25 protein-coding genes and 6 pseudogenes are annotated in these 26520 nt (G+C 68.9%); 9 read left to right on the plus strand and 22 right to left on the minus strand.

The genetic code is table 11. The annotated features are described in order from the left end of the window. Nucleotides 1-107: 107 nt before the first annotated feature. The 3 genes and pseudogenes from AB0M27_RS38220 to AB0M27_RS38230 all read left to right on the plus strand — a co-directional run. Nucleotides 108-365, plus strand: a pseudogene (locus tag AB0M27_RS38220) (nuclear transport factor 2 family protein); the annotation flags it as partial. A 427-nt stretch (nucleotides 366-792) separates the two neighbouring features. Then, nucleotides 793-873 (plus strand): annotated as a pseudogene (locus AB0M27_RS38225) (IS5/IS1182 family transposase); the annotation flags it as partial. A 732-nt stretch (nucleotides 874-1605) separates the two neighbouring features. Continuing rightward, nucleotides 1606-1932 (plus strand): GyrI-like domain-containing protein, encoded by a 327-nt coding sequence (locus AB0M27_RS38230; protein ID WP_365729148.1) that lies wholly within the window; start codon nucleotides 1606-1608, stop codon nucleotides 1930-1932. A gap of 228 nt (nucleotides 1933-2160) precedes the next feature. Here the strand turns inward: AB0M27_RS38230 and AB0M27_RS38235 are convergent, their stop codons facing one another. From AB0M27_RS38235 to AB0M27_RS38260, 6 genes are all read right to left on the minus strand, one after another. Beyond that, nucleotides 2161-3438, minus strand: a complete 1278-nt coding sequence (locus AB0M27_RS38235) for a vanadium-dependent haloperoxidase (protein ID WP_365729150.1) — start codon at nucleotides 3436-3438, stop codon at nucleotides 2161-2163. Between the two features lie 707 nt (nucleotides 3439-4145). Continuing rightward, the gene (locus AB0M27_RS38240) at nucleotides 4146-4568 is read right to left on the minus strand and encodes an ATP-binding protein (protein ID WP_365729152.1); all 423 of its coding nucleotides are present in this window, start codon (nucleotides 4566-4568) and stop codon (nucleotides 4146-4148) included. An 814-nt stretch (nucleotides 4569-5382) separates the two neighbouring features. Continuing rightward, complete coding sequence (locus AB0M27_RS38245) at nucleotides 5383-5601, minus strand: hypothetical protein (RefSeq protein WP_365729154.1); 219 nt, start codon at nucleotides 5599-5601, stop codon at nucleotides 5383-5385. A gap of 339 nt (nucleotides 5602-5940) precedes the next feature. Next, entirely contained in the window at nucleotides 5941-6729 is a 789-nt protein-coding gene (locus AB0M27_RS38250; protein ID WP_365729155.1) for a zf-HC2 domain-containing protein, read from the minus strand. A 25-nt stretch (nucleotides 6730-6754) separates the two neighbouring features. Then, nucleotides 6755-7375 (minus strand): sigma-70 family RNA polymerase sigma factor, encoded by a 621-nt coding sequence (locus AB0M27_RS38255; RefSeq protein ID WP_365729189.1) that lies wholly within the window; start codon nucleotides 7373-7375, stop codon nucleotides 6755-6757. An 894-nt stretch (nucleotides 7376-8269) separates the two neighbouring features. Continuing rightward, nucleotides 8270-8428 (minus strand): hypothetical protein, encoded by a 159-nt coding sequence (locus AB0M27_RS38260; protein WP_365729157.1) that lies wholly within the window; start codon nucleotides 8426-8428, stop codon nucleotides 8270-8272. On the opposite strand from AB0M27_RS38260, the gene AB0M27_RS38265 reads away from it, so the two are divergent. Genes AB0M27_RS38265 through AB0M27_RS38275 form a run of 3 tightly spaced genes read left to right on the plus strand, consistent with a single transcriptional unit; the run spans nucleotide 8418 to nucleotide 10113 of the window. Continuing rightward, nucleotides 8418-8660 carry a plastocyanin/azurin family copper-binding protein gene (locus AB0M27_RS38265; protein ID WP_365729159.1) on the plus strand — a complete coding sequence of 81 codons (243 nt, stop codon included), beginning with the start codon at nucleotides 8418-8420 and terminating at the stop codon, nucleotides 8658-8660. The genes AB0M27_RS38260 and AB0M27_RS38265 overlap by 11 nt on opposite strands. Further along, the gene (locus tag AB0M27_RS38270) at nucleotides 8660-9661 is read left to right on the plus strand and encodes a metallophosphoesterase (protein ID WP_365729160.1); all 1002 of its coding nucleotides are present in this window, start codon (nucleotides 8660-8662) and stop codon (nucleotides 9659-9661) included. The genes AB0M27_RS38265 and AB0M27_RS38270 overlap by 1 nt, the downstream gene beginning before the upstream one ends. Further along, complete coding sequence (locus AB0M27_RS38275; RefSeq protein ID WP_365729162.1) at nucleotides 9658-10113, plus strand: hypothetical protein; 456 nt, start codon at nucleotides 9658-9660, stop codon at nucleotides 10111-10113. Before AB0M27_RS38270 ends, AB0M27_RS38275 begins: the two co-directional genes overlap by 4 nt. A 406-nt stretch (nucleotides 10114-10519) precedes the next feature. Here the strand turns inward: AB0M27_RS38275 and AB0M27_RS38280 are convergent, their stop codons facing one another. From AB0M27_RS38280 to AB0M27_RS38300, 5 genes and pseudogenes are all read right to left on the minus strand, one after another. Next, on the minus strand, nucleotides 10520-11116 hold the full coding sequence (locus AB0M27_RS38280; RefSeq protein ID WP_365729164.1) for a cysteine hydrolase: 597 nt from the start codon (nucleotides 11114-11116) through the stop codon (nucleotides 10520-10522). Then, nucleotides 11113-12591, minus strand: coding sequence for an MFS transporter (locus AB0M27_RS38285; protein WP_365729166.1), 1479 nt, complete (start codon nucleotides 12589-12591; stop codon nucleotides 11113-11115). The genes AB0M27_RS38280 and AB0M27_RS38285 overlap by 4 nt, the downstream gene beginning before the upstream one ends. Then, nucleotides 12588-13058 (minus strand): MarR family transcriptional regulator, encoded by a 471-nt coding sequence (locus AB0M27_RS38290; protein WP_365729168.1) that lies wholly within the window; start codon nucleotides 13056-13058, stop codon nucleotides 12588-12590. The genes AB0M27_RS38285 and AB0M27_RS38290 overlap by 4 nt, the downstream gene beginning before the upstream one ends. A gap of 145 nt (nucleotides 13059-13203) precedes the next feature. Further along, the gene (locus AB0M27_RS38295) at nucleotides 13204-13452 is read right to left on the minus strand and encodes an antibiotic biosynthesis monooxygenase (protein ID WP_365729192.1); all 249 of its coding nucleotides are present in this window, start codon (nucleotides 13450-13452) and stop codon (nucleotides 13204-13206) included. A gap of 90 nt (nucleotides 13453-13542) precedes the next feature. Beyond that, nucleotides 13543-13788 (minus strand): annotated as a pseudogene (locus AB0M27_RS38300) (IS481 family transposase); the annotation flags it as partial. A gap of 118 nt (nucleotides 13789-13906) precedes the next feature. Here AB0M27_RS38300 and AB0M27_RS38305 point away from each other — a divergent pair. Next, a pseudogene (locus AB0M27_RS38305) lies at nucleotides 13907-15032 on the plus strand (integrase core domain-containing protein). 236 nt (nucleotides 15033-15268) lie between these two features. Here AB0M27_RS38305 and AB0M27_RS38310 read toward each other — a convergent pair. The 10 genes and pseudogenes from AB0M27_RS38310 to AB0M27_RS38355 all read right to left on the minus strand — a co-directional run. Beyond that, entirely contained in the window at nucleotides 15269-15988 is a 720-nt protein-coding gene (locus tag AB0M27_RS38310) for a GntR family transcriptional regulator (protein WP_365729170.1), read from the minus strand. 166 nt (nucleotides 15989-16154) lie between these two features. After that, nucleotides 16155-17021, minus strand: coding sequence for an amidohydrolase family protein (locus AB0M27_RS38315; RefSeq protein WP_365729172.1), 867 nt, complete (start codon nucleotides 17019-17021; stop codon nucleotides 16155-16157). A gap of 38 nt (nucleotides 17022-17059) precedes the next feature. Then, nucleotides 17060-17383 (minus strand): L-rhamnose mutarotase, encoded by a 324-nt coding sequence (locus AB0M27_RS38320; RefSeq protein WP_365729174.1) that lies wholly within the window; start codon nucleotides 17381-17383, stop codon nucleotides 17060-17062. Beyond that, a complete protein-coding gene (locus AB0M27_RS38325; RefSeq protein ID WP_365729176.1) occupies nucleotides 17380-18924 on the minus strand; it encodes a sugar ABC transporter ATP-binding protein in 1545 nt (514 codons plus the stop codon). Before AB0M27_RS38325 ends, AB0M27_RS38320 begins: the two co-directional genes overlap by 4 nt. After that, nucleotides 18921-19997 (minus strand): ABC transporter permease, encoded by a 1077-nt coding sequence (locus AB0M27_RS38330; protein ID WP_365729178.1) that lies wholly within the window; start codon nucleotides 19995-19997, stop codon nucleotides 18921-18923. Before AB0M27_RS38330 ends, AB0M27_RS38325 begins: the two co-directional genes overlap by 4 nt. After that, nucleotides 19994-21076, minus strand: coding sequence for an ABC transporter permease (locus AB0M27_RS38335; RefSeq protein WP_365729179.1), 1083 nt, complete (start codon nucleotides 21074-21076; stop codon nucleotides 19994-19996). Before AB0M27_RS38335 ends, AB0M27_RS38330 begins: the two co-directional genes overlap by 4 nt. Next, nucleotides 21073-22161 carry a mandelate racemase/muconate lactonizing enzyme family protein gene (locus AB0M27_RS38340; RefSeq protein WP_365729181.1) on the minus strand — a complete coding sequence of 363 codons (1089 nt, stop codon included), beginning with the start codon at nucleotides 22159-22161 and terminating at the stop codon, nucleotides 21073-21075. The genes AB0M27_RS38335 and AB0M27_RS38340 overlap by 4 nt, the downstream gene beginning before the upstream one ends. A gap of 35 nt (nucleotides 22162-22196) precedes the next feature. Next, nucleotides 22197-23291, minus strand: coding sequence for a substrate-binding domain-containing protein (locus tag AB0M27_RS38345; RefSeq protein ID WP_365729182.1), 1095 nt, complete (start codon nucleotides 23289-23291; stop codon nucleotides 22197-22199). A gap of 176 nt (nucleotides 23292-23467) precedes the next feature. Continuing rightward, nucleotides 23468-23695, minus strand: a complete 228-nt coding sequence (locus AB0M27_RS38350) for a hypothetical protein (RefSeq protein WP_365729194.1) — start codon at nucleotides 23693-23695, stop codon at nucleotides 23468-23470. A 236-nt stretch (nucleotides 23696-23931) separates the two neighbouring features. Next, nucleotides 23932-24168: pseudogene (locus tag AB0M27_RS38355) on the minus strand (integrase); the annotation flags it as partial. A gap of 476 nt (nucleotides 24169-24644) precedes the next feature. Between AB0M27_RS38355 and AB0M27_RS38360 the strand changes: the two are divergent. Continuing rightward, nucleotides 24645-24908 (plus strand): hypothetical protein, encoded by a 264-nt coding sequence (locus AB0M27_RS38360; protein WP_365729184.1) that lies wholly within the window; start codon nucleotides 24645-24647, stop codon nucleotides 24906-24908. Then, nucleotides 24905-25645 (plus strand): integrase core domain-containing protein, encoded by a 741-nt coding sequence (locus AB0M27_RS38365; protein ID WP_365729186.1) that lies wholly within the window; start codon nucleotides 24905-24907, stop codon nucleotides 25643-25645. The genes AB0M27_RS38360 and AB0M27_RS38365 overlap by 4 nt, the downstream gene beginning before the upstream one ends. A gap of 67 nt (nucleotides 25646-25712) precedes the next feature. Here AB0M27_RS38365 and AB0M27_RS38370 read toward each other — a convergent pair. Beyond that, a pseudogene (locus AB0M27_RS38370) lies at nucleotides 25713-26099 on the minus strand (amidohydrolase); the annotation flags it as partial. Nucleotides 26100-26520: the final 421 nt, after the last annotated feature.

Genomic DNA, 26520 nt, shown 5'->3' on the forward strand with positions numbered 1-26520 from the left:
TCAGGGCAAGTTGGTCACGAACCTCGCTCGGTATGCGCATACCACACCAACGACAAGGAGACCGCGAAGCAACGTGTTGATTCTTTACGGGCCCTTACTCCGAGGACGTCGTGTGGCACGAACCCGACCGCGTCGATCGTGGCCGCGAGGCTCTCGCCAAGCGCGCCACAGAGCTGCGTGCGGAGACCCCGGACTGGGTCTTCAAACCCGACGGCCCCGTCTCCGTCAACGACGACCTCGGCCACCTCGTCTTCCAGTACGGTCCGGCCGGCCAACCGCCCCTCGTGAGCGGAATGGACATCGCCCACCGCAAGGACGGCGTCATCGTCGAGCTCTACACCCTTGTCACCGAAGTCCGTGGCTGACGGGCCGGCTGTACCCGAAGCCACTTTTTCTTGCGGTTGGCGACCTGATCCCCGTGTCCGGGATGGCTTCATTGATGCCGCGTCCGCGCAGGTAGGCGCGGTTACGGCAGGACGAATCGGCCTTGTTACCGGCGACGGGCCGGGCGCGGGGGCGGCTCATGGCCCACGGACCCGGACCTTCCCCGGTAGGCCGACCAAAGACGGGGCCACCTCGCCCCGCTGCGCGGCTTCCGCGATCAGGCCGTCCAGCGGGGTCTCGAACACGCGACGCCACGCTACTGCCGGAAGATTGATCACGGCTCAATCCGCACCCTGGGCGACTGACTCGTCCCCCCCCCATTGCGGCGGCCGTTATGCCGGCCGTCCGTGGTTACTGATGGATTCGCCATGCTCGCCCTCGCGTACCTGCGCTGCGGCGACATGAGTGACTGCCAGGGCGTTCGTAATCCTCGACGGCACGCTGCTGCCGATCGACCGGATCGCCGCCGACCGCCCCTACTACTCTGGCTATGAGTATGGGTGCGCTGCCTCAAAGCCGCCCGCACCCACGGCATCAGGTCCGGCCGCTCTACCCCCTCGTGGAATCGGGCTCTTCACGCAGCTGCCGTACAACTTTGTTGGCGTGCTCACGTTGATGCGCAACAACGCGACCCCGGCGATGAGTAAACGTGACACGCAGCGTGCCAGAAGAGGTCGGCGCTGAAGGCGAGTTGTGGCATCAAGATGCCGGGCCAGTGAAGACTCCACCCCCAGAGATACGGCATGAGCTCCCCCGGCGCCGTGTCATGCGGAGTCGGCATCATCTGAAGCCGGTTCAAAGGGTCGATCGCCTAGACATGGTCACGCGCCCAGTGCGGCCTCGGGATTCGTGGACTGTGGGAACTCCAGCCCTGCCCGACCCACACGCAAGATCCGGACCATACGCGGACCAGCGGCTCGGACGCCGGACTCTGAAGCTTCCCCGTGATCTTGAACACTCGATGTTTACGCTGCGAGGGCCTGTCCTTGCTCGTGTCGTTGTCGGGTCTCCGGCAATCGGGATCCGCGAGGCCGTCGACCAACAGGGCGTGGTGAGCTGGTGGCAGGGCACCCTCGGCGAGCTGCACGGCTTCGCCACGGCCCGGGGACTGCACTGCACCGGCCCGATGGGCGGGCTGTTCGCCAAGGAGCTGCTCCAGGGCGAGCGCGGTGAGGCGCTCGTATTCGTCCCCGTCGACGGCGATGCGCGCCCGGTCGGCGGGTGGACCCACTGGTCGTGCCCGGCGCGGAACTCGCGGTCGCCGTCCACCGCGGAGCCCTGCACACCATCGGTCTCACCTACGGTGACCCGGGCACCTACGCCGCACGCCACGAAATCGGCGTCGACGGCCCGCTGCGCGAGTACTACCTGCGCAGCCCCGTCGACGTGGCCAGACACGACGACCTGGTCACGGAGGTCGGCTGGCCCATCTTCCGATCCGTCGGCCAGCGGTGGTCCGAGGGCGCCGGCGGGGTCAATAGCGGACGCCGCAGCCCGGGCCGGGCGTTTCGCTGCCTGGCACGGACTGCGGGTTGCCCGAATCCCTGAGACCGGGCGGGTCCGACTGCGACAGTCATCCAGTCAGTGCGTCACGGTGATGGGAAGCCAGGACTTCTTGCGGGCGGACGTCCGGCCTGCCGGCCAGCAGTTGCGGGCCCTCGGCGCGGAGGATGGCCGCTCTCCGAGCCTGGTCCAAGCCAGTGGTACCCGATGCGCCGGGACCACTGGCTTCTGGCCACTGCCAAGCTGTGCATGGTTGTCGCGCGGTGGGGGCGGTCAGAGATGAAGTGCCACGAAATCGGCCACTTGGGTACCGAGTTGCCGGCCGGCGCGGTTGTCGAGGGAGGTGTGCTGGCCGGACCAAATCCGGCTGAGCCACGCTTCGGTGGCGGCGTCCTGGAAGCCGGCGAAGGTTCGGGTGACGCCCTTCGATGTCACCGCGAGATGATGCCGCGCACCGTAGAATCCGGCGAGCGTCGTTGCCGCAGCCTGGCTCAGAGCGCCGTGAGCGCCGGGATAGGACGGATCCGGTGCGGTCGGTAGCAGGGGGGTCCAGTTGGGATCGCCGACGATGCCCGGGTTGTAGTGCGTACCACCGAGCCTGATGGCGGTCACGGGCCGCCATACGCGGTAGGCGTACTTGGCGTCGTACATCACGATCGCGGTGTCGGCGAGCGACAGGTCGAGCCGGGCGAAGACCTTCACCGCCTTCTCCAGGCTCGCGTTCTGGGAGGTGACAAGGCCCTGCGCGACCTGGTTCCAGACGTTCCAGACGGGCGCCGCCGCCCAGAACTTCGCGGCCGCGGTCTGATCGGGGGTGCGGGCAGTACTGGTCTTGCTCCCCAGGCTCTTGACCTCGTTCAATGCGGTGGCGTACGCGGCGGTGCTCACGGCCGGCGGCGGTGCCGGGCGGAAGGGTCGTCCGCCGGCCAGCACGAACGGCTTGACCGAGCCCCAGTTGGTGAACACCGGTGCCGGGAAGGCGGGAGGGGTGGGCCGGTAGTCACCGGCCTTGTCGCCGGGGCGGAACCGCGGCGGCTTGGCTGAGGACCCGTCGTCGGACCGCAGGCTGATCAGTCGGCGGGCGACCTCGGCGCCCACGCCAATGCCCGCCTGCTTGCCCGGGCTGTCGGGAATCGCGGACAGCTGGCTGCTGAGCCGCTGGTCCACGCCTGCGCGCTTGGCCGGGTACAGGGCGACCAGCACATCGTGGGCTGCCTGGTCCGCTGCGGCGTCCGCTCGAGCGCCTCCTGGCGTCGACACGGAGAACAGGTAGGCGGGGCCGGCCCGGGTGATCGACACTACGGCGTCGTACTCGGCGGCCTGGAGAAGCGCGAAGCTGCGGGTGGGTTGGACGGTGGCCGGCTGCGCCTTCGGATTGCTGAGGATGGTGATGAGCTCGCGGTTCCATTCCACGACCGACGCCCCCGACGCCGTCGCGGCGGTGCGCAGGGGCAGCGAGTGAGCGGCGGAGGACCCGAAGGCCGGGCTGGTGAGTCCGGCGGCCAGCGCGGCTCCGGCAAGTATGGCGAGTGTCTTCTGCTTTCCACCCATGTTCTGTGGCTCCTTGTCGCTGGTGGCGGGTTGTGGCAACTGGCGGTCATGCGCGTGGCTCATCTGGGCAGGCCACGCGAGCGTGATTGTGTCGGGGTGGTGCGGGCCGGCCGCCAGGTCGGGATGGCGGCGGTCGTGGAGGACAGTTGTTCGGCGGTTTCTGCGGCAGCTGCGACCGGGCCGGGGGCCGGGGTCGCCCAGGGGCATCCGGTCCGTGAGGGCGGTCCGGCGGCAGCCAGGCGCGTTCGGCGGCCGTCGCATCGATAGGGGGCCGTGTGAGTGGCCTGGCCTGGCAGCCGTCGCGTTCGGCTCCGAGGGCGAGCATTTGGTGCATCTCGCGGCGCAGATCTGGCGCATTCGTATGTGCCTCGTGCGGGGGCGGGGCATCGATGCCCTTGCCGCTGTTCGGGGTGATGTCCACGCTCACACCTCCGCCGGTACGCAGGTGCCGGCTCCGCAGCGTTGACACAGCGCCGCGTCGTGGTGGGGGCCGCCGTGATCGAGGGCCGATGGGTGTGCCGTGGACCGCATGGACACCCGGGCCGGGCCCGAGCAGCCGTCGATGGGACACGGCTTGTGGGTCGCGAAGGACCACTCGGCGGGGGCGTCGGGTGACCCGGCGCCGCGGCCGCCCCCGGTAGCCCGTCGCTGTGCTGCAGTGCCGGCCCCGGCAGGGGGTCGCAGCTCGTGCGGAGCGTCCGGCCCGGTCATGGCGAGCACCTCAGGCAGGCGCGGACTTCGCGGCCACTGCGTGTCTGGCGGATCTCGGTCGACTGGGCGAGGTACTGGACGATGCCGGTGCCACGGCCGTGTTCGTCTGGGGCGATGTCGGGGCGATGGCGTTCGACGGCCGCGCCGGAGTCAGTGACCACAATGTGCAGAGTTTCGTGGTCGAGGGCGAGCAGCAGGGCCATGCGCTCATGGCCGTACTGGGCAGCGTTGGCGGCGAGTTCGTCGACGATGAGAACGGCGGAGTCCCGCTCGCTCGCGGGTACGCTCCAGGTCTCCAGCAGATCGGCAGCGAAGTGACGAGCGGCGGAGACGTGCGCCTGTTGCGCCGGCAGGGTGAGCAGTGCCTGGCGGCGGCAGGGCCGGCCGAGCGGTGAAGTCGGGCTGGGGGAATCGGTCACGAACATGGTCTTCTGGCTCTTCTGTGCATGTGCGGAGACTGGAACGGGGCGACCGCAAACAATTTCGGGGGCGGTCGGTAGGCCGGATCCTGATCCTGCATGGGCGCGCTCATTCAGTTCCACGGACGACGCGTGCCGGACGGTTCGAGCTATTCATGTCTTTTGTTCGGATTCTTGCGAGTCATGTCGATGTCGGCGCTTGTCTGGGGTCAGCCGCCTCTGCGTTGAGCTCGCTGCCGCAGGGCCGGACCGGGCACCGGCAGCTCGGTCCCCTCGCCCGTGGTCTTCCGGACGGCCCTGCGGGAGCGTCGCGCCGTAGAGCGAGACGAACATCCCTGCTCGCATCTCGGCTGGGTCGCGGTCCTCGGCGGGTAGACGTGCTGGGTCCTCTTCTCCGGGCTGTACGGACTTCGGGGGATAAGAAGAGTTGTGCACGCCCCGTCGGCCCGCTCATGCATGAAATCCGCTGCGGACGGGGCGGGTTCGCCGGATCGGGGGCGAGAGTGACCAGGGCCCGGAAACCGTCGGCGCGTCGCGGGAAGGACCAGGGCGCCGGCTTTCACCTCCTCCGGCGGAAGGTGAGATTTGTGCCGCCGGCCCCCGCACAGCCGTGCCCGCCCGTGTACGGGGCCGGCACTCGAGGGGCCCGGCGCGAGGTGGCCAGCTTGCCACTGCGAAGGTCGCGTGACGGAAGCGGCGGGCCAGAGCCCCACGACCGAGCTGCAGAACTGTCCCGATACCGACGCAGTCCCCCGATGACAGGTCGTGCAGGCGAAGCAGCCGCAGCAGCTGACCGGCCCCGCGATGTGTGGCATCACAGCGGCCAGATCGATCGGATGGCTGCTTGAACCCGCCCCTCGACCCGCTGGTCGTGCACCCGGATGGCCCTCACCTTGATCAGCCTGGCCGCGGGGGTGATCTTTCCCGGCCGGTGGCCGCCGCTTCGACCACCAGCCGCCTCCGCGCGCTTGGTGCCGATCAGCCCCTCGGCCATGGAGGTGCCGGTGTCGGCCTCCGAGGCCGCCGCGCTCATCGGCCGGGGGCCCTTGCCGGACGGTCTCGCCGATCCCGGAGCTGTGCGGTGTGGCGACATCGGCGGACGACGTTGATCACGAGCGTGCCTGTCCAGCCGATGTCACGAACAGAAACCTCTTCGACGGCCATCGGCTGGACGTCCTGTGCGCGCTTCTCCAGCCCGGTCCTCCGGTCTTGAGGCGGCCCGGTTGTTGTCGACTGCCCGGGGCCCCACTCCGCTGAGGGGTCGGCCTTTCGAAGGCGACGTCTTCTTGGCCTCTTGTGCTCACGCCCGGCTGCCGTAGTCATGTCAATGGGAGGCCGGGCCGTCTTGTGGCACGACGGCCATGGCCTGGGCTCACGCTCGCATGGTGACCAGCTTCTGACCGTTGCCTGCGACGATCTCGAAGTGCTCGATGGCTCCCGGGGACATGGCAACCGCCCCTGGGATCGTGGTGCCGGGAGGGTACTGGCCTGCTCGCCAGGTGGCGCCGTCCGACCTGGCCCCGCCGGGCCCGACCGCCTGCAGCCGGCAGGTGATTCCGGCGGATGCTCCCCCGGCGGAGACCTGCAGGACACTGCCCCAGGCAGAGGGCCAGACCTTCACCGAGGCGGAGACGCCGGTGGTGGCGTCGCTTCCGGAGAAAGTGCGCCATGCAGTCGGCGCGGTCGGCCCAGGCGGCCTCGCCTGGCTGCCCACGGATCCGATGGTCGCCAGCCATGTGCCGCCGGCCGCCGCCGCGATGAGCGTCAGCGAGGCTGCAACGCCGGCCAGTTGCAGACGCCAGGACTTGCGGCGCCTGGCCGCGGCCTGCTGGAGCAGCCTCTCCAGCACACCCCCCTCCGGCGTCTGCGACACCGCGGGCGCGGCGGGCCGTTCGGGCAGGGAGCCCTGCGCGCTTTCGGCTGCCCGTGCCACCAGCCGGTCGGCCAGGTCCCTGTCGACCGCCGGCACCGTCTGGCCCGCGGCTTCGGCTTCGGTCACCGTCGCCAGCAGCGCGGGCAATCCCGCCAGCTGGACGTGTTCGGCCCGGCATTCGGCGCATGCCGCGAGGTGGACACGCACCTGTTCCATCTCCGCCGAGGGCAGCGTGCCCAGGATGTATCCTCCCAGCGTCAGCCGGAGGGCGTCGTGCTCCGCACTCATGGTCACCGCCTCCTGCCCGCCACGGTCATGGCTCGATCCCCCGCTCTTGCAGCGCCAGCCGCAGGGCGTGCAGGGCGTAGTACGTACGCGACTTCACGGTGCCCAGCGGGATGCCCAGCACCTGTGCGGCCTCCACCATGGTCCGGCCCCGGTAGTAGGTCTCCAGCAGGACGACGCGGTGGTCCGGGGACAGTGACCGGATGGCGTCGGCGACCGCCCAGCTCTGCAGTGCCTGCTCGATCTCGTCCTTCCCCGGTTCCTGCTCGGCGGCTCGCTCCAGCACATCGCCGCCGACCTCGGCCGGCCTGGACTGCCGGGCCCGGTGGGCATCGATGACCAGGCGCCGGGCGACCGTACACAGCCATGCCCGGGCCGGGCCGCGTGCGGGGTCGAACGCGGCGGGATGCTGCCACGCTCGCAGCAGTGTCTCCTGCACCACGTCCTCTGCCCATTGCCAGTCTCCTGAGGTCAGTCGCAGCACGTAGTGGAAGAGGGCTCCTGCGTGCTCCGCGTACAGAGTGCGCAGCAGTTCCTCATCTACGGCCGAAAGGGTCCCTCTATCAGAGACACGGTGCGCGGAGCGATCCGGATCGGTCCTTGGACCACGCTTTCGGGAACTCCAGGGCATACGACGATCATCATGCATACGCGCCGCTTTGTCCTGCACGGACAGCTCGGCGTCAGTCACGCTCTGTGAGTGCCGCGGGTGGCGCGTCCTTGCGGCGTTACGGCCTCACCAGGATCAAGCATGCGTGGCGCCCGAGGTCGGCTGATCTGCGGCGATCCCAAGAGATCTCACAAAAGGTGCGTATCCACCGAACCGCAGGACCCTCACCGTCCGTGGAGACGAACAAGAACCGACTTACGCGCAACTCCTCATCGCTTCCCCATACGGCAAACGACGGAACAGAGGTGACCGAAATGCACCACGCGACGCACGCGCTCTCGCCACCGGCCACGCTCACCCCGCCCCCGTGCATCGAAGCCGCTGCCACCGTGCAGCCCCGGCCTGTGCCCGCACACACCACGGCGATGGTCCCACGCACAGTGATCGGGGGCCGCGCGACCACCGGGGCGGAGCTCCGTCCAGGCCAGTGTGCGCATCACCCGTATGGGCGACTCCGACCTGCCCCGAGTCACTCGCGGCTGCCTGCTCGGGGGAGCTGCCGCCTGCATCTTCGTGGGGTGGCAGGGCGGATGCGCAGCGCGGGGCACGTAGAGGCGGGGCAGCCGCCGCGGGGCAGCACCCAGACTCGTTCGCTGGGTCCGGGAGGCACGCGTGCCCATCAACACGGCATCCACCACACACATCCCTGCGGTTGCGTGCGCCCGAGCCGGCGCAGTTTCTGTCTCCGCCTGATCAGTGAGGAACGGACACCATGTACTTGAACCTTCGCCCACCAGGTCGGCGATCACATGCTGCGGCCGGGCTGGCCGTCGCCACCATTGCCACTGCCGGTGCGCTGGGGCTCCTCAGCTCATGCGGCCAGTCGTCGCATTCCTCGTCCATCGGGGCCGGCGCCATCACACCCGGCCCGGGTCAGCACCAGACGGCGGGAATGCCCGGTGCCACGGGGTCGGGGAAACCGGTGGGCTCCACTCCCGGCGCCTCCCCGATGCCCGGCATGAGCATGCCCATGAGTCCCTCGCGTACGGGCGCGGCGGCCGCGCCGGTGACCGGGAATGCCGTGGCGATCAAGAACTTCGCATTCTCCCCGGCCACGCTGAAGGTCAGAGCGGGCACGACGGTGACGTGGACGAATCAGGACACCGACGCCCACACCGTCACCAGCGCCGGATCGGGCGGCCCCTTGCATTCGGCCGCCCTGGCCACCCACGCCACCTACAGCTACACGTTCGCCAAGCCCGGCACCTACGCCTACCTCTGCACCATCCATCCGTTCATGACCGCCACCGTGGAGGTGACCTGATGACCGGCTACTACGACAGTCACAACGGAGCAACGGCCGACGACGCCGGTCAGCCTCAAACCGAACACGGTATGACTCGGCGTCAACTCATCCGGCACGCAGGGTGGTTCGGCGGCGCGGTGGTGCTGACCGTGGCCAGCGGAGAGGTGATCAGCCACATCGCGGACTCCCGCGACACCAACGCCGGGGCCGCCGCCGGAGCCGTCGCGGCGGGAAGCGGCGCGCTGCGGTTCGTGCAGGTCTCCGACAGCCATATCGGGTTCCAGGGCCCGGCGAACATGGACGTGGCCGGCTCATTCACCAAAGCGATCAACCAGGTCAACTCACTCGGATTCAGACCGGACTTCGTCATGCACAGCGGCGACCTGACCCATCTGTCCACGGCCGGGCAGTTCGACCAGGTCAAGCAGATGATGGCTGGAATGAAGACAGACCGTGTCTTCACCGTGCCGGGCGAGCACGACTCCATCGGTGATGCAGGCCGCGCCTACCGGCGGACCTTCGGCATGGGCACGCTCGGCGATGGCTGGTACAGCTTCGACACCCACGGCGTGCACTTCATCGCCCTGGTCAACACCCTGAGCCTGGAGAAACTCGGGCACCTCGGCAACGCGCAGATCGACTTCGTACGCAAGGACCTGGCGGGACTGCCATCGGACACCCCCGTCGTGGTCTTCAGCCACATCCCGCTGTTCGCCATGTACCCGAAGTGGGGCTGGAGCACCGACGACGCTCTCAAGGTCATCGCCCTGCTGCGCCGCTTCTCCTCCGTCACCTGTCTCAACGGGCACGTCCACCAACTGTTCACCAAGACAGAGGGCAACATCACCTTCCACTCGGCCACCACCACCGCCTACCCCCTGCCCAAACCGGGCCGCGCCCCCGCCCCCACGCCCCAGGTCGTCCCTGCCCGGCAGCTCGGAGACGCACTAGGCATCCGCAGCGTCGACTACCGCCAAGGCGACCGCGAACTGGCCATCAAGGACCAGAGGCTGGCATGAGCACACAAAGATTCCTCGTCCCCACCCTGCGGGCGGCGACCGCCGCAACCCTCGCCGCGGGCGGATACATCCACGCCCAGCTCTACACCGACGGGTACCGCTTCATCCACATCATCGGCCCCCTGTTCCTGCTCCAGGCCAGCGCATCCTTCGCCCTCGCTGCCCTGCTGCTGATCGGGACTCCGCCCCTGCTGCTGAGGATCTCCGAGGCAGGCGTCGCGCTCGGTGCCCTCGGCGGCTTCACCGCTTCGCGCACCGTAGGCGTGTTCGGATTCACCGAGCGCGGTCTGCAGCCAGCACCACAAGCCGTCCTCAGCCTGCTCGCCGAAACCGGCACGCTGCTGCTCCTCGCCATCTGGCAGGTGAGTGTGGCCAGACAACGCCGCGCTGTCCGACCGCCCGTCAGTACACCCATCTGGAACCGGGCCATCACCCGTACACCACCCAACTGAACCACCACCACGAAGCCGCCCGGGATGCCTGTGCTGCGAGGGGCCCTGTACGCACCATGTCGCAAGCTGGAGGGCAAGAGGTGCGGCCAGGACGGCGCGGCGCAAGAGGGCCGCGTCAAGGAGGTGGATCCGGCATACGTTCCCGATCCGGCCCAGGTCAACCGGCTGCTCGCGGCAGCTGCTCAGCAGCCGGGGCAAGGCCCTCATCTCGGGGATGCTGCGGAGTACTTGCCGTAGCGGATACGGCTGCTGATGGTGCGGCACTTCAGCGACATCACCCCCCTCCCGGAGAGTTCGCACACTCCGATCGGTCTTCACCCGGTCGGCGCGGTGAGGGGGCTTCGCGCGGCGGCAGGGGAACCGTGTGGCGGTCCCCCGGCGGCCGGGACCGCTGGGGAGCCCGGCGTCAGGCGGATCGCAGAAGCTGGCGCAGCCCGTTGGTGTCGAGGAGGTGGGCCCGGGAGGGGAACACCTTGTCGAGCAGCACCCGGTGAGTCTCCGGATCGGGGTCGGCGACACCGTCGGTCAGCACGAAGACGCGGTAGTCGCGGTCGGCGGCGTCGATGAGCGTGGACAGCACGACGCCGCTGGTGCTGATCCCGGCGAGCACCAGGGTGTCGATGCCGCGGTCGCTGAGCTTCTGGTGGAGATCGGTGGTGGAGCCCGAGCCGAAGCGGACCTTGCGCACGACGAGGTCGCCGTCCTCCGGCGCGATCCGTGCGTCGATCCCGGTGGCGGGGTCCTCGTGGTGCAGCATCTTCGCCGCGGCTACGGCGGTGAAGGCCTTGTTGGTCTCGGGAACCGCTGTCCAGTCGTCCTCGGTGAAGGCCACGCGGACGTAGCCGATGGTGCCGCCGGCGGCGCGGACGTCGGCGATGGCGCCCTTGACCCGCTCGACGAGCGCGTCCGCGTCGGGGGCGAGGGAGACGATCCCGTTCTGGAAGTCCATCGCCAGCAGGGCGGTCCGCTCGGGGGCGATCGTGGGGAGGTCGGTGGGGCTCACGCGCTGTGCTCCTTGGTGGGGTTCTCAGAGCCGCCGGGTTTGTCGGCGGTGTCGGTGGGTCGGTTCGTGCCGCGGCTCATCAGACGGCCGTCCAGCACGGTCAGCAGCAGGACCGCGAGGCCGGCTGCGACGAGCACGAGACCGAGGCTGTGCAGGCCGTGGTCGCTCGCCCCGTTCCGGAAGACGATGCTGCCGATCACGGCGGAGGTGATGGTTCCGAGGTATCCGAAGGTCCGGAACAACCCGGAGGCGGTGCCGATCTGGTCGGGCGGTGCCGTGAGGTAGAGCGCGGTCTGGTTTCCGACCGTGGTGGCGGCGGACGTGATGCCGAAGACGAGGGAGACCAGCACCATGGCGATGGCTGGGCTGTTCGAGGTGAGGAGCATGATGCCGGCGGAGCCGAGCAGCATGGTCACCGCCGAGGCGATCAGCGGGCCGCGCACCAGGTTGCGGCTGGCGAGCGGGCGCGAGAGCAACGCGGAGACGGCACCCATCGGCAGGAGCAGCAGCCCCGCTCCCACCGTGGATATCCGGTGCGCTGCCTCCATCCACTGGGTCATTCCGTACATCACGGAGTAGACGCCGAGCAGGGTGAGTGCCTGCCGCAGGTAGGTGCGAGCGAGGGCACCGTTGGCAGCGAGGCCGCGGAAGTCGAAGAACGGCCCCGGCTTCCGCAACTCCCACACCACCGTCGGCACGGCGGCCAGGACGAAGACGGCGAGCGCGGCCCACCCGGCGCGGGGGAGGCCCATCAGGAAGAGGACAAGCGCACTCATCGACACGGCGAAGCCGAGGATGCCGGGCAGGTCGATCCGGTCGGCGATCTGGCGAAAGCCGCTTTGTGCGCGATCGAGTACGGGATCCTTCGGTAGCCAGCGCAAGGCCATGGCCATCGCGATCGCGGTGACCGGGATGTTGACCAGGAAGGCCCAGCGCCAGCCCGCGGTGCCCACCAGCAGTCCGCCGATCGGCGGGCCGACGGCGGCAGTGGCCATGCCCGCGATCGCGATGCCGCCGAGCACCCCGCCCGGCGGGGTGTCGAGGCCGGCCTCCTCGGCGCGGCGCCGGATCAGCACCATCGCGCACGGGAAGGCGGCCGAGGTACCGATGCCGACCAGTACCCGGGCGGCTGTGAGCATCGCCAGGTTCTGGCCGAGGCCGCCGACCAGACCGCCGAGCAGCACCAGCACGATGCCGGAGAGGAAAGTCCTGCGCGGTCCGAGCACCTCCGCCAGTTTGCCGGCCGTGGGCTGCGCGACGGCGCTGGCCAGGTACAGCGAGGAAACCAGCATGGCGGTGCTGCCCACCGAGACGTGCAGCTCGGCGGCGATGGGCACGAGGGCGGTCGCGATGATGGAGCTGTTGACCGGGTTGAGGCCGGCCCCCACGTAGAGCGGGGTGGTGAACGTCCACGCGAAGGGCTTGGCTGCGAGACCGGGTGCCGAGGCCTCGGCCCGGGTGGGGGCGGCCGTCATATGCCACCGCCGCTGAGGTCAGCCGCAGCGAGACGCTCCAGCAACTTGATGGCCTTCTCCACGTCCTTGCGCTCGTCCGGGGCGACGACCTGGTCGATGGCCCGCGCCAGAAAGGAGGCGCGTCCCGCCAGCAGCTTGCCGACAAGCTCGGTCGCGGACGGGTCGGCACTCATCAGCTTCTTGCGCCCGTCCTGCGGATCGGGCTCGCTGTGAACGAGGCCGGCGGCCCTGAGCACCGCCAGGCTCTGCGCGATGGACTGCGCGCTGACGTGCTCCAGCGAGGCGAGCCGGGCCGCGGTGACCGGGCCCTCCCGCACCACGCTCGCCAGCACGGCGAGCTGTGTGGGGGTCAGTCCGGTCGCATGCTGCCCGGACTCCGCGCGCAGGCGGGCGCGCAGCCGTTTCATCGCGTCGTTGAGGCGCTGCGCCGTCACGGCGGACTGCTGCGGCATGGAGTCCGTGGTCATGACGCCACCATAAAACTACACAAGTAACTTTGCCAAGTTACTTGCGCACTTTCGGGGTCACCGGCCTCGGCTCTTTCGGCCGGCGTCTACTGGTCTCGTCGGCAGGCGGCCAGCCTGAGCCGTTGAGCGGGACCTCGCCCGCGGTTCAGGTCGACGGTCTTGATCCGGTGGCCGGTGTCGGCTGTCTGTGCGGCGGTCGGCCCCACGGCCGGCCACCTCGGGATCGGTGAAGGAGACCTGGGTTACGGCGTGCTGGTCGGCAGTGGTGCCGGGTCTCCCCAGGATGCGTCGTCCAGCGGGCGGCCGGTGCTTCCCACTCCTCCACGACCACCCAGGAGCGCGGATCGTCCGGGTCCACGTAGTTCCGGTACGACCGGCCGCCGGGCTCTGTCAGGCTCGGCCACCATCGACCGCGCCTGCTCCCGCATCTCTGCCTCGCGCCCCGCCTTGGCCCTGCCCTTGCCGGAAACCTCGTCCGCCCAGGTCACGCGGCATGTTCGTACTCATGGAGAATGCCACCCAGGCGTTCACGCCTTCGTATGTCGAGGTGGGTGATCTGCCCCGGATCGCTGATCCCCTGCGGCAAGGGGTGGAGCGGTCGGGCGTTCGCGATTCCCTGATGGGGCCGATGGGAGTTGTAGAACCGCTCGAACTCCCGCACAGCGTGGCAGAGGTGGCGCTGGTTCCAGATCAACGTGCGGTCCAGCAGTTCACGCCGGCACGTCTGCACCCTGCCCTTGCCGAAAAATCATCCGCCGTGGTGGAAGCCGGCATGCGGCGTGTCGCCCCTGGTCGCTTGCGCCGCAGCTCTCGCGCGGCTGGCGATCGCCGCGACAAGATGATCAGCCGTGCTGCTGCGACTGGCCTATCTGAGTGTGACAAACGCGTTCGCCATGCTGCGCCTGCTGCCGGTGAGCGACCGGGAGAAGGACGTCGAGATCCTCGCCCTGCGCCACCAGATCACCGTTTTGGAGCGCCAACTCGGAAAGAAAAGGCTGCGGTTCGACCCCAGCGACCGGGCATTTCTGGCTGCTCTGCTGCATCAGCTCCCGATGGATGTGTTGCGTCGGTTGCGGCTGCTGGTGCGTCCCGACACAGTTTGCGCTGGCATCGCGACCTGCTCGCACGCCGCCATGCTGCCGCATCTCGACCCCAGCGCCCGGGACGACCACGGACCGTGCGCTCCATCCGCGCCCTCGTACTGCGTCTCGCGCGGGAAAATCCCGGCTGGGGGTATCGGCGCGTCCACGGTGAGCTGCTGGTCCTCGGGGTGAAGGTGGCCGCCTCCACCGTATGGGGAACCTTGCGGGAGGCCGGGATCGACCCGGCGCCCGAGCGCAGCACCAGCACATGGGCCGACTTCCTGCGCTCCCAGGCCGACGCCCTGTTGGCATGCGACTTCTTCGAGACGGTCACCCTGACCGGAGCGCGGCTGTACGTATTCGCGGTGATCGAGCACACCACTCGGCGGATCCGCATCCTGGGCGCCACCGCCCACCCGCCCGCATCCTGGGCGCCACCGCCCGCCCGCCCGCGGCCTGGGTCGTGCAGGCCGCGAAGAATCTCGTCATGGACCTCGAGGACGCCGGTTGCCCGGCGCGATTCCTGATCCGGGACCGGGACGGGAAGTTCCCCGCCCTGTTCGACGCCATCCTCGCCGATGGGGGGATCGAAGTCGTGCTCAGCGGCATTCAGATGCCTCGAATGAACTCGGTCATGGAGAGATGGGTGCAGACCTGCCGACGCGAGCTCCTGGACCGCACCTTGATCTGGAACCGGCGGCACCTGATCCGTGCTCGGCACGAGTTCGAGCAGTTCTACAACTCCCGCCGGCCGCACCAGGGCATCGCCAACGCCCGCCCACTGCGCCCCGTTCCCACGCCGATCGTCGACCCGGAGCAGGTCGCCCGCCTCGACATACGACGACGCGATCGCCTCAGCGGCATCCTTCGCGAGTATGAACATGTCGCGTGACCTGCGCGGACGGAATTAACGGCAAGAGCACCGTTCGTCGTCACGCTGGTCGCCAGGCGTTCCGGGCGCGCCTCGTCGCGGACGGTCGCGTGGTCCATCATGCGCGCCCCTCGCAGCGCCGCAAGGCGATCCTGTTCGCGAAGCTCCCGGACGAGGCGCAACCGACCGAGCGATCCATCAGTCGACGGTGCCGAAAAGGCCCTCGCGGGGAAACTGGTAGCAGACCTCGACACCGGTCAGGAGTTCGGGTCCTGGCTGAGCTGGCGCTGAAGGCTGCGTGTCAGGTGTTCCGCCATCGCTTCCGCGGCTCGCTCGGGCTTGCGGCGCAGTATCGCGCGTACGACACGTTCGTGTTCGGCCGTCGTTGGGTCGTCGGCGCTCCTGACACTTCTGAGTCGAAAGACATGCAGATGGGAGTGGAGCCGCTCCACCGCATCGGCGAGCAGCGGACGTTGTGAGGCCACCGCGATCGCGTCGTGCAGGCGCTGGTCGAGAGCGGCGAAGTCGCGGTAGTCCGCGTACCGACCCGTCGGCCCCGGATGGGCCTGCATCTCCTCGACAAGCCGCTCGATGGCGTCGAGTTGCTCCTCGGTGGTGTTGACTGCGGCGAGAGCCGCCGCTCTCGGTTCGAGGAGGAGCCGCATTTCGAAGAGTTCCTCGAGGCCCTCGCGGGTCAGCAACTCGGTCGCCCGGTATCCGGAGAGCGACCTCTTCACCACAAGTCCGTCGGACTCGAGCCTGGCCAGTGCTTCACGGACGGGCGTGGGCGAGACACCGAGCGCGCGCGACAGCGCCTCGATCCCCACACGGGCACCAGGAGCGATCTCGTGGTCCATGACCATGGCCTTGATCTGCTCGTAGACGCTGTCCGAAAGGACCTGGCGAGCAGGACCGGCGGATTCGTTTCTTCCTCCGGCCTCCGTGGGCCTGGCAGAGGAACTGTCATGCGGTGGCATTCGTTTTCCTGCTCCTGCTGCTCCAGGGTGGTCGGGACGAAAGAAGTTTACCGAGGTGAGGACGTTGCCAGGCGCTGTCTCGGGCGCAGGGCCGCCGTGGCCGCATCCCCGGCCCGGGCTGGTGCGGGCCTTGGCGGGCTCTACTGCCGCTCCGTGCCGTCGACACTCAGTCATGGTCCACGTGCAGCCGGTAGGCGTGCATGGCAGTGCCACCGAAAACATCATCCCGCTCGTCCACGCTGAGCCCAAGCGTCAGAGCACGGGCCGCATCGAGCACCTCCGCGTAGTCGGCGGCCAGCGTGCACACGGGCCAGTCGGAGCCGTACATGACCCGGTCCGGTCCGAAGGCACCAACAACGGTCTCGGCGAAGGGGCGCAGATCGTCGACTGTCCAGCCGCGCCAGTCGGCCTCCGTGACGAGACCGGACAGCTTGCAGAACGTGTTGGGCTCGGCCGCCAGCGCCCTCAGTTGCGAAGCCCACGGTTCGAGCGCGCCCTGCGCGATGGCGGGTTTGCCGATGTGGTCCAGGACGAACCTGAGGCCAGGCAGACGGCGGGCCGCGGCGGTGGCCGCGGGCAGCTGGTGCGGGAGGATGACGAGGTCATAGGCAAGGCCGGCCTCGGCCACCGCGGACAGACCCCGCACGACATCCTCCCGCACCAGCCACCGCGGGTCCGGTTCCGACTGCACCTGGTGCCGGATGCCCACCAGTCGGCCGCCTCCCGGCAGCTCACGCAGCCGGGCCAGCGCGTCCGTCACGTCCGGAGCCGCCAGGTCGGTCCAGCCGACCACCCCGGCGACCAGCGGATCAGTGGCCGCCTGCGCGAGCATCTCGGGGGTCTCCTCCGGTACCGGCACGGTCTGCACCATCACGGTGGCGCCCACTCCGGAGCTCTCGGCGAGCGGATGCAGGTCCGACAGCGAGAAGGTCCGGCGCAGGGGCGCGAGTTCCGGCCCGGTGATCCATTCCTGGTCCCGTACGGCCAGGTCCCACACGTGGTGGTGGGCATCGACGAGCGGCGTGGCGCTCATGCGGTTTCCTCCTCCTTCTGCGGTCGGTCCGCGGAGTCTCACGACATCGGGAAGACCTGCTCCATCGAGGCCCACCACTCCCCCGGTGCCGCGTCCTCCACCGGCTGCTGGCAGGGGGCGGTGAGCCGCCACCAGGACTGCGTCGCCTCGTCGGCGGCCATACGCGCCATGTCCGCAGCCAGGTCGTCACCGCGGTACTCGAAGTAGCCGAACAGCAGGTCCCCGAGCAGGTGAATCGAGTAGTTCCCGATGTGGCAGTCCCGCAGTGTGTCCAGCACCGGCCGGGGCACGTCGCGGTGCAACTCGCGGTATTTCTCCAGCTGTTCGGGACGGACGCGGATCACCTGTGCCACGCGCTTCACTTCGCGTCCTCCTCCGCGGTCACTGCCGAGAGCGCGCGATCGTGGATGACACGGATGATCCGGCCGCTCATCCGTTCGTAGTCGCGGTCGTTGTCGACCTCGCCACGGATGCGGTGGTCGGCCATGACCAGGACGCGGTCCGCCAGCGTGATCATCTCGGTGAGGTCGCTGCTGATCAGCAGGATCGGCAGTCCTCCGCGGGCCAGTTCCCAGAGGAGTTCGTGGAAGGCATGCTTGGTGCGTACGTCGACACCGACGGTCGGCTCGTCGACGATCAGCAGCCGGGTGTCGGCCGCGAGCCATTTCGCCAGGCTGACCTTCTGCTGGTTGCCCCCGGACAGTTCACCGGCGTTCTGGTCGAGGCCCGAGACACGGATGCCGAGGCGTTCGACCAGGTCCTGCGCCACCTTCCGCTCTTCGGCGGAGGAGACGAACCCAAGGGCCTTGGCCAGCTTCTTCCACACGGTGACCGTGATGTTCCGGTGGATGGGCTGTTCGAGGAAGACGCCCTCGTCCTTGCGGTTCTCGGTCAGGTAGCCGATGCCGAACTCGTGCAGTGCCTGCCGGGGTGATTCGATCCGGGCCGGTGTGCCGTGCACCCTGATCTCGCCGCCGGTGACCCGGTTGAGGCCCAGCACGGCCTTGACCAGTTCGCTGCGCCCGGCGCCGACGAGGCCGTAGAGACCGACGATCTCGCCGGGCCGCACCTGAAGGGAGATGTCCTGGTGGCCGTCGGCGGTGCAGATCCCGTCGAGCGCGAGGACCGGGGCAGCCGTCGGGTCAGGGGTGCGTGGCAGCATCTCGGTCGCCATGTGGGTGCGGCCCACCATCAGGTTCACGATGTCGTCGTGTGTGTGGTCGGCGAGCGGTGCGGACTCCAGCACCGTTCTTCCGTCGCGCAGCACGGTGACGGTGTCGCAGATCGCGAAGACCTCTTCCAGCTTGTGGCTCACGAAGACGACACATGTGTCACGGGCCGTCAGCCGCCTAACGACGTCGAAGAGACGCTCGGTCTCCTGCGGGGACAAGGATGCGGTCGGCTCATCGAGCAGCAGCACCTCACTCTCGGTGTGCAGCGCCTTCGCGATCTCCACCAACTGCTGCTGCGCCACCGACAGTTCGCGGACCGGCCGGTGCGGGTCGAGGTCGAGACCCAGCTCCGCCAGGCAGCGGAGGGCGGGCGCGTTCATGGCCTCCCGGTCGACCAGCCCGTGGCGCGAGGGAGGGCTCTGCAGCGTGATGTTCTCCGCCACCGAGAAGTCGGGTATGAGGTTGCGTTCCTGGTGGACGACGCCGATGCCGGTCCGGGTGGCCTCCAGCGGCGAGCGGAGATGGACCTCCTCGCCACGCCAGGTGAGCCGACCGACGTCGGGCGTGTGGACACCGGTCAGGACTTTGATGAGAGTGGACTTCCCCGCACCGTTCTCGCCCAGCAGCGCGTGCACGGAACCGGCCGTCAGGCGCAGGCCGACGCCGTCCAGAGCCCGTACTCCGGGGAAGACCTTGACGATCTCCCGGCATTCGAGAAGGACGTCGCTCATTGCGCACCTCCCGCGTTCGGCAGGGCAGCGTCGACCGGTTGTCCCCGGCCGACCGGTGCCGGCGGGGTACGCCCTTGTGCCTTGCCCTTCTTCTCCAGATGCGTCTGGTGGATGCGGCCGCCCACCACCGTGCCGAGCACGACCAGGCCGATGAGGAAGTTCACCCAGCTCGGGTCGAGCGAGAACTGGGCGCGCGCGGCGTCGATGAGCCGCATGACGAACGCCGCCAGGACCGTGCCGAACACCGCGACGGAGCCACCATTGAGCGACACACCTCCGATGATCGGCGCGGCGAAGCTCGGCAGCAGCCAGTCTCCGCCGACGCTGCTGTTGACGCCGGGCAGCGACGCCGTCGCGGTCACGGCGGCGACGCCGACGAGCAGACCGGACAGGGTGTGGGCAAACACGATCTGCCGGTTGGTGGAGATGCCGGACAGGCGCGCCGCCAGCGGGTTGCCGCCTGCCGCGAGGAGCCGCCGGCCGGCGGTCGCGCGGTACATGAACGCGGCCAGCAGGGCCGCCGCGGCCAGCGCGGTGAGGAACACCAGCGGGAGGTTCAGCGGGGCCGCCCGGCCGAGGTCCCTGAGGGTCGGCGAGTAGCCGTCGATGGTGCGCGTGCCGGCCAGCCGGTACTGCGCCCCCACCAGGATGGTCATCGTCCCGAGCGTGACGATGAAGCCGTTGATCCGCGTCGCCACGATGAACACGCCGGTCACCAGACCGGCCAGCGTCGCCGCGAGCACACCCGCCGCGACGGCGATCGGTGCCGGGACACCGTCGTCGGCCATGAGGACGCCCATCAGACAGGCGGTGAAGCCGCCGAGGGCACCGACCGCGAGGTTGAGCTGTCCGACACACAGAGCGGCCATCTGGGCCAGCCCGATGAGGATAGGTGTGGCGAGGTACTGGAGGAAGGTCCGTACCGACGGTCCTTGGAAGAACTCGCCCGAAGACGCGACTCCCAGGGCGAGATATCCGGCCAGCGTCACGCACAGCAGTGTCATGGCCGTGGACCGGGAGAAGCGGCGCAGGACGGCTCCGGCACACCCTCCGCGATCGTTGATCGTGATCACGTGGAGTGCACCACCTTGCGGTAGGACGCGACGGTGCGCACCCGGTCGGCCGACAGGGCCAGTAGCAGGACGCAGCCGAGGTAGATGTTCAGGCTCTCCAGGCCGACGCCGAGCAGGTCCAGGCCCTTGCGGATGACGCCGACCAGTGAGGTGCCCAGCAGCGCGCCGAGTACGGAGACGACACCGCCGGTGAGAAGTGTGCCGCCGAGGACCGCGCCGAGGAACGAGGGCAGCATGAAGTCGTCGCCGATGGAGGCGCGGAACGTGCCCGTGCTGACGGCGGCCATGAAGCCGGCGAGCGCGGCGAGCAGTCCGGAGAGGGTGTGCGCGAGGATGACCCGGCGTCCCGTGGGGATACCCGAGAGCTCCGCCGCCGCCGGGTTGGCGCCGGTGAGCAGCAGCTCCCGGCCCATGCGGGTGCGGGTGTACAGGAAACCGAGGCCGCCCAGTGCCAGGACCGTGAACTGTGCCATCTGCGGGACAGCCGGGGATCCGCAGACGCGACCGATGCAGATGTCGGCGAGCGAGGTGGAGCGCAGGTCCATGAGCCCGCTCGGCTGTGTGGTGAAGGCCGCGTTCTCGGTGAGCGCCGAGTAGAGCAAGGAGACCAGTCCCAGCAGGGCGAAGTCCACGGCCAGGGTGACCACGAAGGAGCTGACTCGGGTGCGGGCGATGATCCAGCCGGTCAGGGCGCCGATGGCGCCTCCGGCGAACAGGCACAGGAGCAGGCCGAGTTGGAGCGGCAGGCCGAGCCGGTCGTAGCCGAGACCCGCGAACAGGGCGCCGAAGGCCGCCATGCGGCCCACGGCGAGGTTCATGTGTCCCACGGAGAGGACCACCATCTGGGCGAGCGCCACCACGGTCAGCGTGGAGATGTCCCGCAGCAGGGGGAAGAGTACGAGCCGCTGGTCGAGGAACGCCGGCCGCAGTGCGCCGAACAGTGCGGCGAGAGCGACGGTGAGCACCAGCAGCCCGAGCCGCTGGTTCACCCAGAACGGCAGCCGGTGCGCGGTCCGCGGCGCGGCGGCCTCACCGTCGGCCCGGCTGTCGTTCTCCGGTGTCATGACGGGTGTCCTCATGCCACCCTCCTGTTGTCGATGGCGTCCATGTCCCAGTCGATCCCGATGCCCGGCACGTCCGGTGCCACCGCCCGACCGTCCCGGACCGTCAGTTCGGTGCGGGTCACCGCTCTCAGCTGCGGGATGTACTCGACGAACATGCCGTTGGGTACGGCGGCGGCCAGACTGACGTGCAGTTCCATCAGGAAGTGCGGGCAGACCACGGCGTTGTGGCTCTCCGCGGTGTGCGCGACCTTCAGCCACGGCGTGATGCCGCCGATGCGTGCGGCGTCGACCTGTACGACGGAGGCGGCGCCCGACTCCAGGTACGCGCGGAACTGCATGGCGGAGTACAGGGACTCACCGACGGCGACGGGGATTCTCGTCGCGGCCGCCAGGCGGGCGTGTCCGCTGACGTCGTCGGCGGGAAGGGGCTCCTCGAGCCAGTACGGCCCGTGGGGCTCGATGGCGGCCGCGAGCTGGAGCGCCGAGGAGATGGTCTGTGACTGGTTGGCGTCGGTCATGATGTGCATCGACGGGCCGACCGCCTCGCGGACGGCCCGCAGCCGCTCGGCGTCCTCGGCCACATGCGGCTTCCCCACCTTGATCTTGACTCCCGCCCACCCGGCCTTCTGCGCGTCGAGTGCCGAGCGGACCAGGTCATCGGTGTTCAGGTGGAGCCAGCCGCCCTCGGTGTCGTAGAGCGGGACCTCCTGGCGGTGGCCCCCGGCCAGCCGCCACAGCGGTTCCCCGGCGCGCTTGCACCGCAGGTCCCACAGGGCGGTGTCCACGGCGGCGAGGGCGAGAGAGGTGATGGCGCCGGTGGTGGTGGCGCGCGTGGCGGCGAACAGCCGCTTCCAGAGTGCCTCGACGTTGCGGGCGTCCGCTCCGATGAGGAGAGGCAACAGGTGCTCGCGGAGCAGGGCCAGCACGGAGGAACCACCGGTGCCGATCGTGTAGGCGTAGCCGGTTCCCTGAAGCGCGTCCCCGGTGGTGACTTCGACGAGGATCGTCTCCTGCTTGACGAAGGACTGCACGGCGTCCGTGCGCTCCTTCTCCACCGCGATGTCGGCGAGCAGCGCCGTGGCGTTCATGATGGTGGTCATCGTGTGGAGTCCGCTTTCCGTAGTGGCGTCGGCGGTCACTTGCAGACGAGGTAGGTGTCTGCGAACTGCTTCCTGAGCTGCTCGGTCTTGGCCTTCCTGGCCGAGTCGTAGGTGCCGACGTTCGCCTTGGTGACCACGAACGAGCCCGAGTCGATGATCTGGCCCGGGTGGCGCATGGTGCACTGCTTCGTCTGCAGCAGTGCCAGCGCCCAGGTACCCAACTCGGCCTGTCCCACGGGGTTCTGGACCACGGTGGCCGCGACCGAGCCGTCCTTGATCGCGCTGAGGATCTTGGCGTCGTCGTCGATGGCCACGACCTTGGCCTTGGAACCGGAACTCCTGACCGCGTCGGCGGCGGCCACGGCGGGGTTGTAGGCGGTGGTGACGATGCCCTGGATCTGGCTGCCCTTGGCCGAGAGCAGGTCGGATACCGCCTTCTGCGCGGTCTGCAGGTCCTTGTCGACGTCGGTGATGGTCTGCAGCAACTTCACCTTGCCGGCGGACTCCTGCACCGCCTGGGCCACGCCCTTGATCCGCAGCTGCGTGTTGGCGTCCACGTTGTTGCCGGTGAGGTGGACGAGCGTGCCCTTGCCGCCCATTGCGGCGATCGCGGCCTTGGTCGCCTTGTAGGCGGCGACCTCCACGTCCGTGGAGAGACAGAAGTCGGCCTTGTCGGTGCCGCCGGCCGGGCAGGAGGCGAGCGAAGCCACCGCGAAACCCTGCGACTTGAGGTCCGCGAAGGTGGTGTTGATGTCGGTGGGCGACACCCCGAAGATCCCGAACGCGTTGTAGCCGCGGGCCGCGAGCGTGGAGAGCAGGTTGTCCTGCTTCTGCTGGTCCCACTCCGAGGTCTCGTCGAAGGTCACCTCCCCGAGGCCGTACTCCTTCTTCGCGGCGGCTCCCGCCGCCTTCCAGGGCTGGAAGTAGGGGTGGGCACCGCCGGGCACGAGGGCCACCTTGGTGCCCGACCCGTCGGCCAACTCGGCAGTACCCGTACCGGATTTGCCGGACGCGGGGGCCTGGGTGGCCGAAGGCGCACCGGAGTTCTTGATGGTGCAGGCCGCCGAGCCCGCCATGAGCACGGCGACGGCTGCGACTCCTGACAGGACGGCACGGGTCGGGGGATGCATCTCCACCACTCCCCTGAATCAAATAGGAAATTGGTAGGGCGATGTTCGACCAGGCGCGGCCCCCCGTCAACCCCCTGAACCGCACGATCGGTGACGGTCTGCCTTGTTCAGCAGCTCATTGGCAAGATGCGACCTGTCCGACGCGACAGAGGAGCATGTGAATCCGACCATGACGATCAGGAGTTGGACAGCCTCGGGCTGGAATCGAGGGCAGGATCATATAGGAAAGTGAGTCCCATGGGACTGGTGCCGTCGGCCGCCGCGTCGTCGATCCTGATCAGGTGAAGGGACGCGCTGGACCAGTCGCCGGTCGGCAACTCGGGCGAGATCCCGTACCCGGTGAGCACGGACGCGTGGTGCACATCGCCGGTGGCGGCGTCCCGGTAGCGCGCGGCGGGATCCAGACCGGCGAGCCTGAGGACGGCTCGCGGAGTACCGTGCCGGGGTGCCTGTGCGTGCCGACAACCTCCGTCACCCTATGCGACCTGCGTGTCTCGTGGATCAGGCCGCCGAGGCGGTCACGCCGGAGGATGCGCGATGGGGCGTCGATGGCGGGTGGTTCGGGCGCGCCGAGGCCGTCGGGGCACCGTTGTCCCAGTGATCGGTGAGGCCGATGCTCGTTGTGGTGATCGGCGTACTCACCGACGATGAGCCGCAGGTGCCGCTCCCCGGTGATCAGGACGCGGTCGGTGGCCTCGTGCCTGCAGGATCCGACCCAGCGCTCGGCGATCGCGTTCATCCGGGGCACGCCCGGCAGGATGGGCACGACCCGGGCACCGACGGCGGTGAAGACCGCATCGAAGCCCTCGGTGAAGTAGCCGGCGTTGTCCCGGATGAGGAATCTAGCGCCTTCGCCGCGTGTGTCGTCCCAGCTCATGAGGAGGTTCCGGGCGCACTGGGTGGCCCACGCGGCGGTGACGTGCCGGGTGACGCCGGCGATGTGGACGCGCCGGGTGCCGTGCTCGACGAAGAACAGGACGAACAGGCGCCGCAGGAGAACGGTGTCCACGTGGAAGACATCGACGGCGAGGATCCCGCGGGCCTGAGCCTTGAGGAACCGGGCCCAGGAGCGGTCGGCGCGCTGGGGCGCCGGGTCGATCCCAGCCTCTTGGAGGATCTTCCACACCGTCGAGGCGGCGATCTTCCAGCCCAGGTTGAGCAGTTCGCCGTGGATCCGGCGATACACCCCCACCCGTCGTTCTCGCGAGCAAGGCGCGACACCAGAGCACGCAGCGCCTCGGGCTTGGCCGGACGGCCCGGGCCTCGGTGCGGATAGGTCCACTTCCTCGTGACCAGCCTCTCGTGCCAGCGCAGCACGGTACGCGGGGTGACCAGCAGCTTCAACGATGAACGGTGACGCTTGCTCAGCAACCGGAGCAGGGCGGCGAGCACCGCGCGGTCCCCGCGGGTGAAGGCTGGCTTGAGGCTGCCGCGCTGCAGGACGGCCAGCTGGTGCCGGAGCACCAGTATCTCGGCATCCTTGGCCGCAGACGAGCGGGCCAGCAGGCGCAGCCAGCCGAGCAGGAGGCAGCCGAATCGGTAGACCAGACGGAACGTCACGCTTCCCAAGCCTGCGCCGGCGGGCTCGCGAACACCTTCGATGCGATCCCATCGTGACCCTGAAGCCGCAGCTCAGCACAGGTGACAGGGTTGTCGGCACCCACAAGCTGGCCCGATTGGGCATCACGGTCTGCGCCGCCACCGTCCGGTCAGTACTGCGGCAGGGCAACATTCCGCCCGCGCCCCAGCGGGCTCACGACGCCTGGGCCTCCTTCCTGCGCGCCCAGGCTTCCGGACTGCCGGCCTGCGACTTCTTCCATGTGGATACCGTGTTCTGCCGACGGCTGTACGTGCTGTTCGTCATGGAAGTCCCAACGCGCCGAGTGCACGTCCTCGGCATCAGCGCGCACCCGAACCGGGACTGGGTGACCCAGCAGGAGAGGAACTTGATGATGGAACTCGAAGACCGGGTGGACCGGTTCCGGTTCTTCCTACGCGACCGGGACGGGAAGTTCTCCGACGCCTTCGACGCCGTGCTCGCCGACGACGGCGTGCAGGTGCTACTTTCCCCGCCGAGATCACCGAAGGCAAACGCCTTCGCGGAACGCTGGGTCGGCACCGTCCACCGCGAGTGCACCGACCGCCTACTCATCATGAACGAACGGCACCTGCGCACCGTCCTGAACACCTACACCGACCACTACAACCGGCACCGCCCCCACCAATCCCTCCACCAACGATCTCCCCAAGCCTCGGAGACCGGCCAGACGGCACCTGTCATCCCCTTCGGAGGCCGCGTCCGCCGCACTCAACTACTCGGCGGCCTCATCAACGAGTACCAGCAAGCAGCCTGACGGCAGGCAGACAAACGGCCTGATCAGCAGCCCGAACCAGGGTTTTCACGCGGGACACGAGTTCACGTCAGCTGCCGAGCCAGGCGAGGGCAGCCACTGTCATGGCGTTGACGCCGGTGTCCAGGGTGGGTTGGACGACGGGGGCGAAGGCAGGGCTGTGGTTGACCGGGACGTCCTGGGCGATGGTGCCCTTCTTGGCGGCCTCGGCATACAGCTCGGCGTCGATGCCTCCGATGCCCCAATAGCTGAACGGTGCGCCGAACGCTTGCGGGATCTCGCTCATGTCCTCACTGGCGGTCTGCAGGTCGATGGTGTGTGCGTCGTCGCCAAAGTGGGCGGCGAACGCCTTGGCGACGCGCCGGGTCGCTTCCTCGTCGTTGACGGTGGGCGGGAAGGCGGCCGTTCGCTCGATCTCGGGTGCCTTCGGCGACCCGGACGCCTCACTCTCCGGACGATGCGCTCGATCGCCTTCATGCGCTGCCACCCCACCTTCGATCGGTCGCACCGCCAGGCTCAGCGCTTCCCCGCCGGACCGCGATTCAACCAGGCACAGCACTCTTCCGGGTGTATTTGAGGCAGAAATACCTGCACGGACCAAGGAGGAAACCTGTCACGATGGTGGTAGACATTAGCCGTCCGCAGGGTTACCGTTTTTCTCGTACCCAGGAAGTCGCAGTGGGTACGGCAGACATGAACTGCCGTGCGAACAGGTCAAGCAGGACGCGACCCGAAGGGGGCGCGAGCAGTACCCGCGGTATCCAGCAGTACAACGAGTAACCGAAGGTAAGGAGCAGAACGCCATCAGGATCGCCCGGGCGAGGAAGCAGTCCGCCCGGGTACCGCAAGGCCCCGGATTGGAAGGTGGTCCCCGGTCA

The sequence above is a fragment of the Streptomyces sp. NPDC052107 genome (assembly GCF_040680215.1).
In the GTDB taxonomy this organism is placed as follows: domain Bacteria; phylum Actinomycetota; class Actinomycetes; order Streptomycetales; family Streptomycetaceae; genus Streptomyces.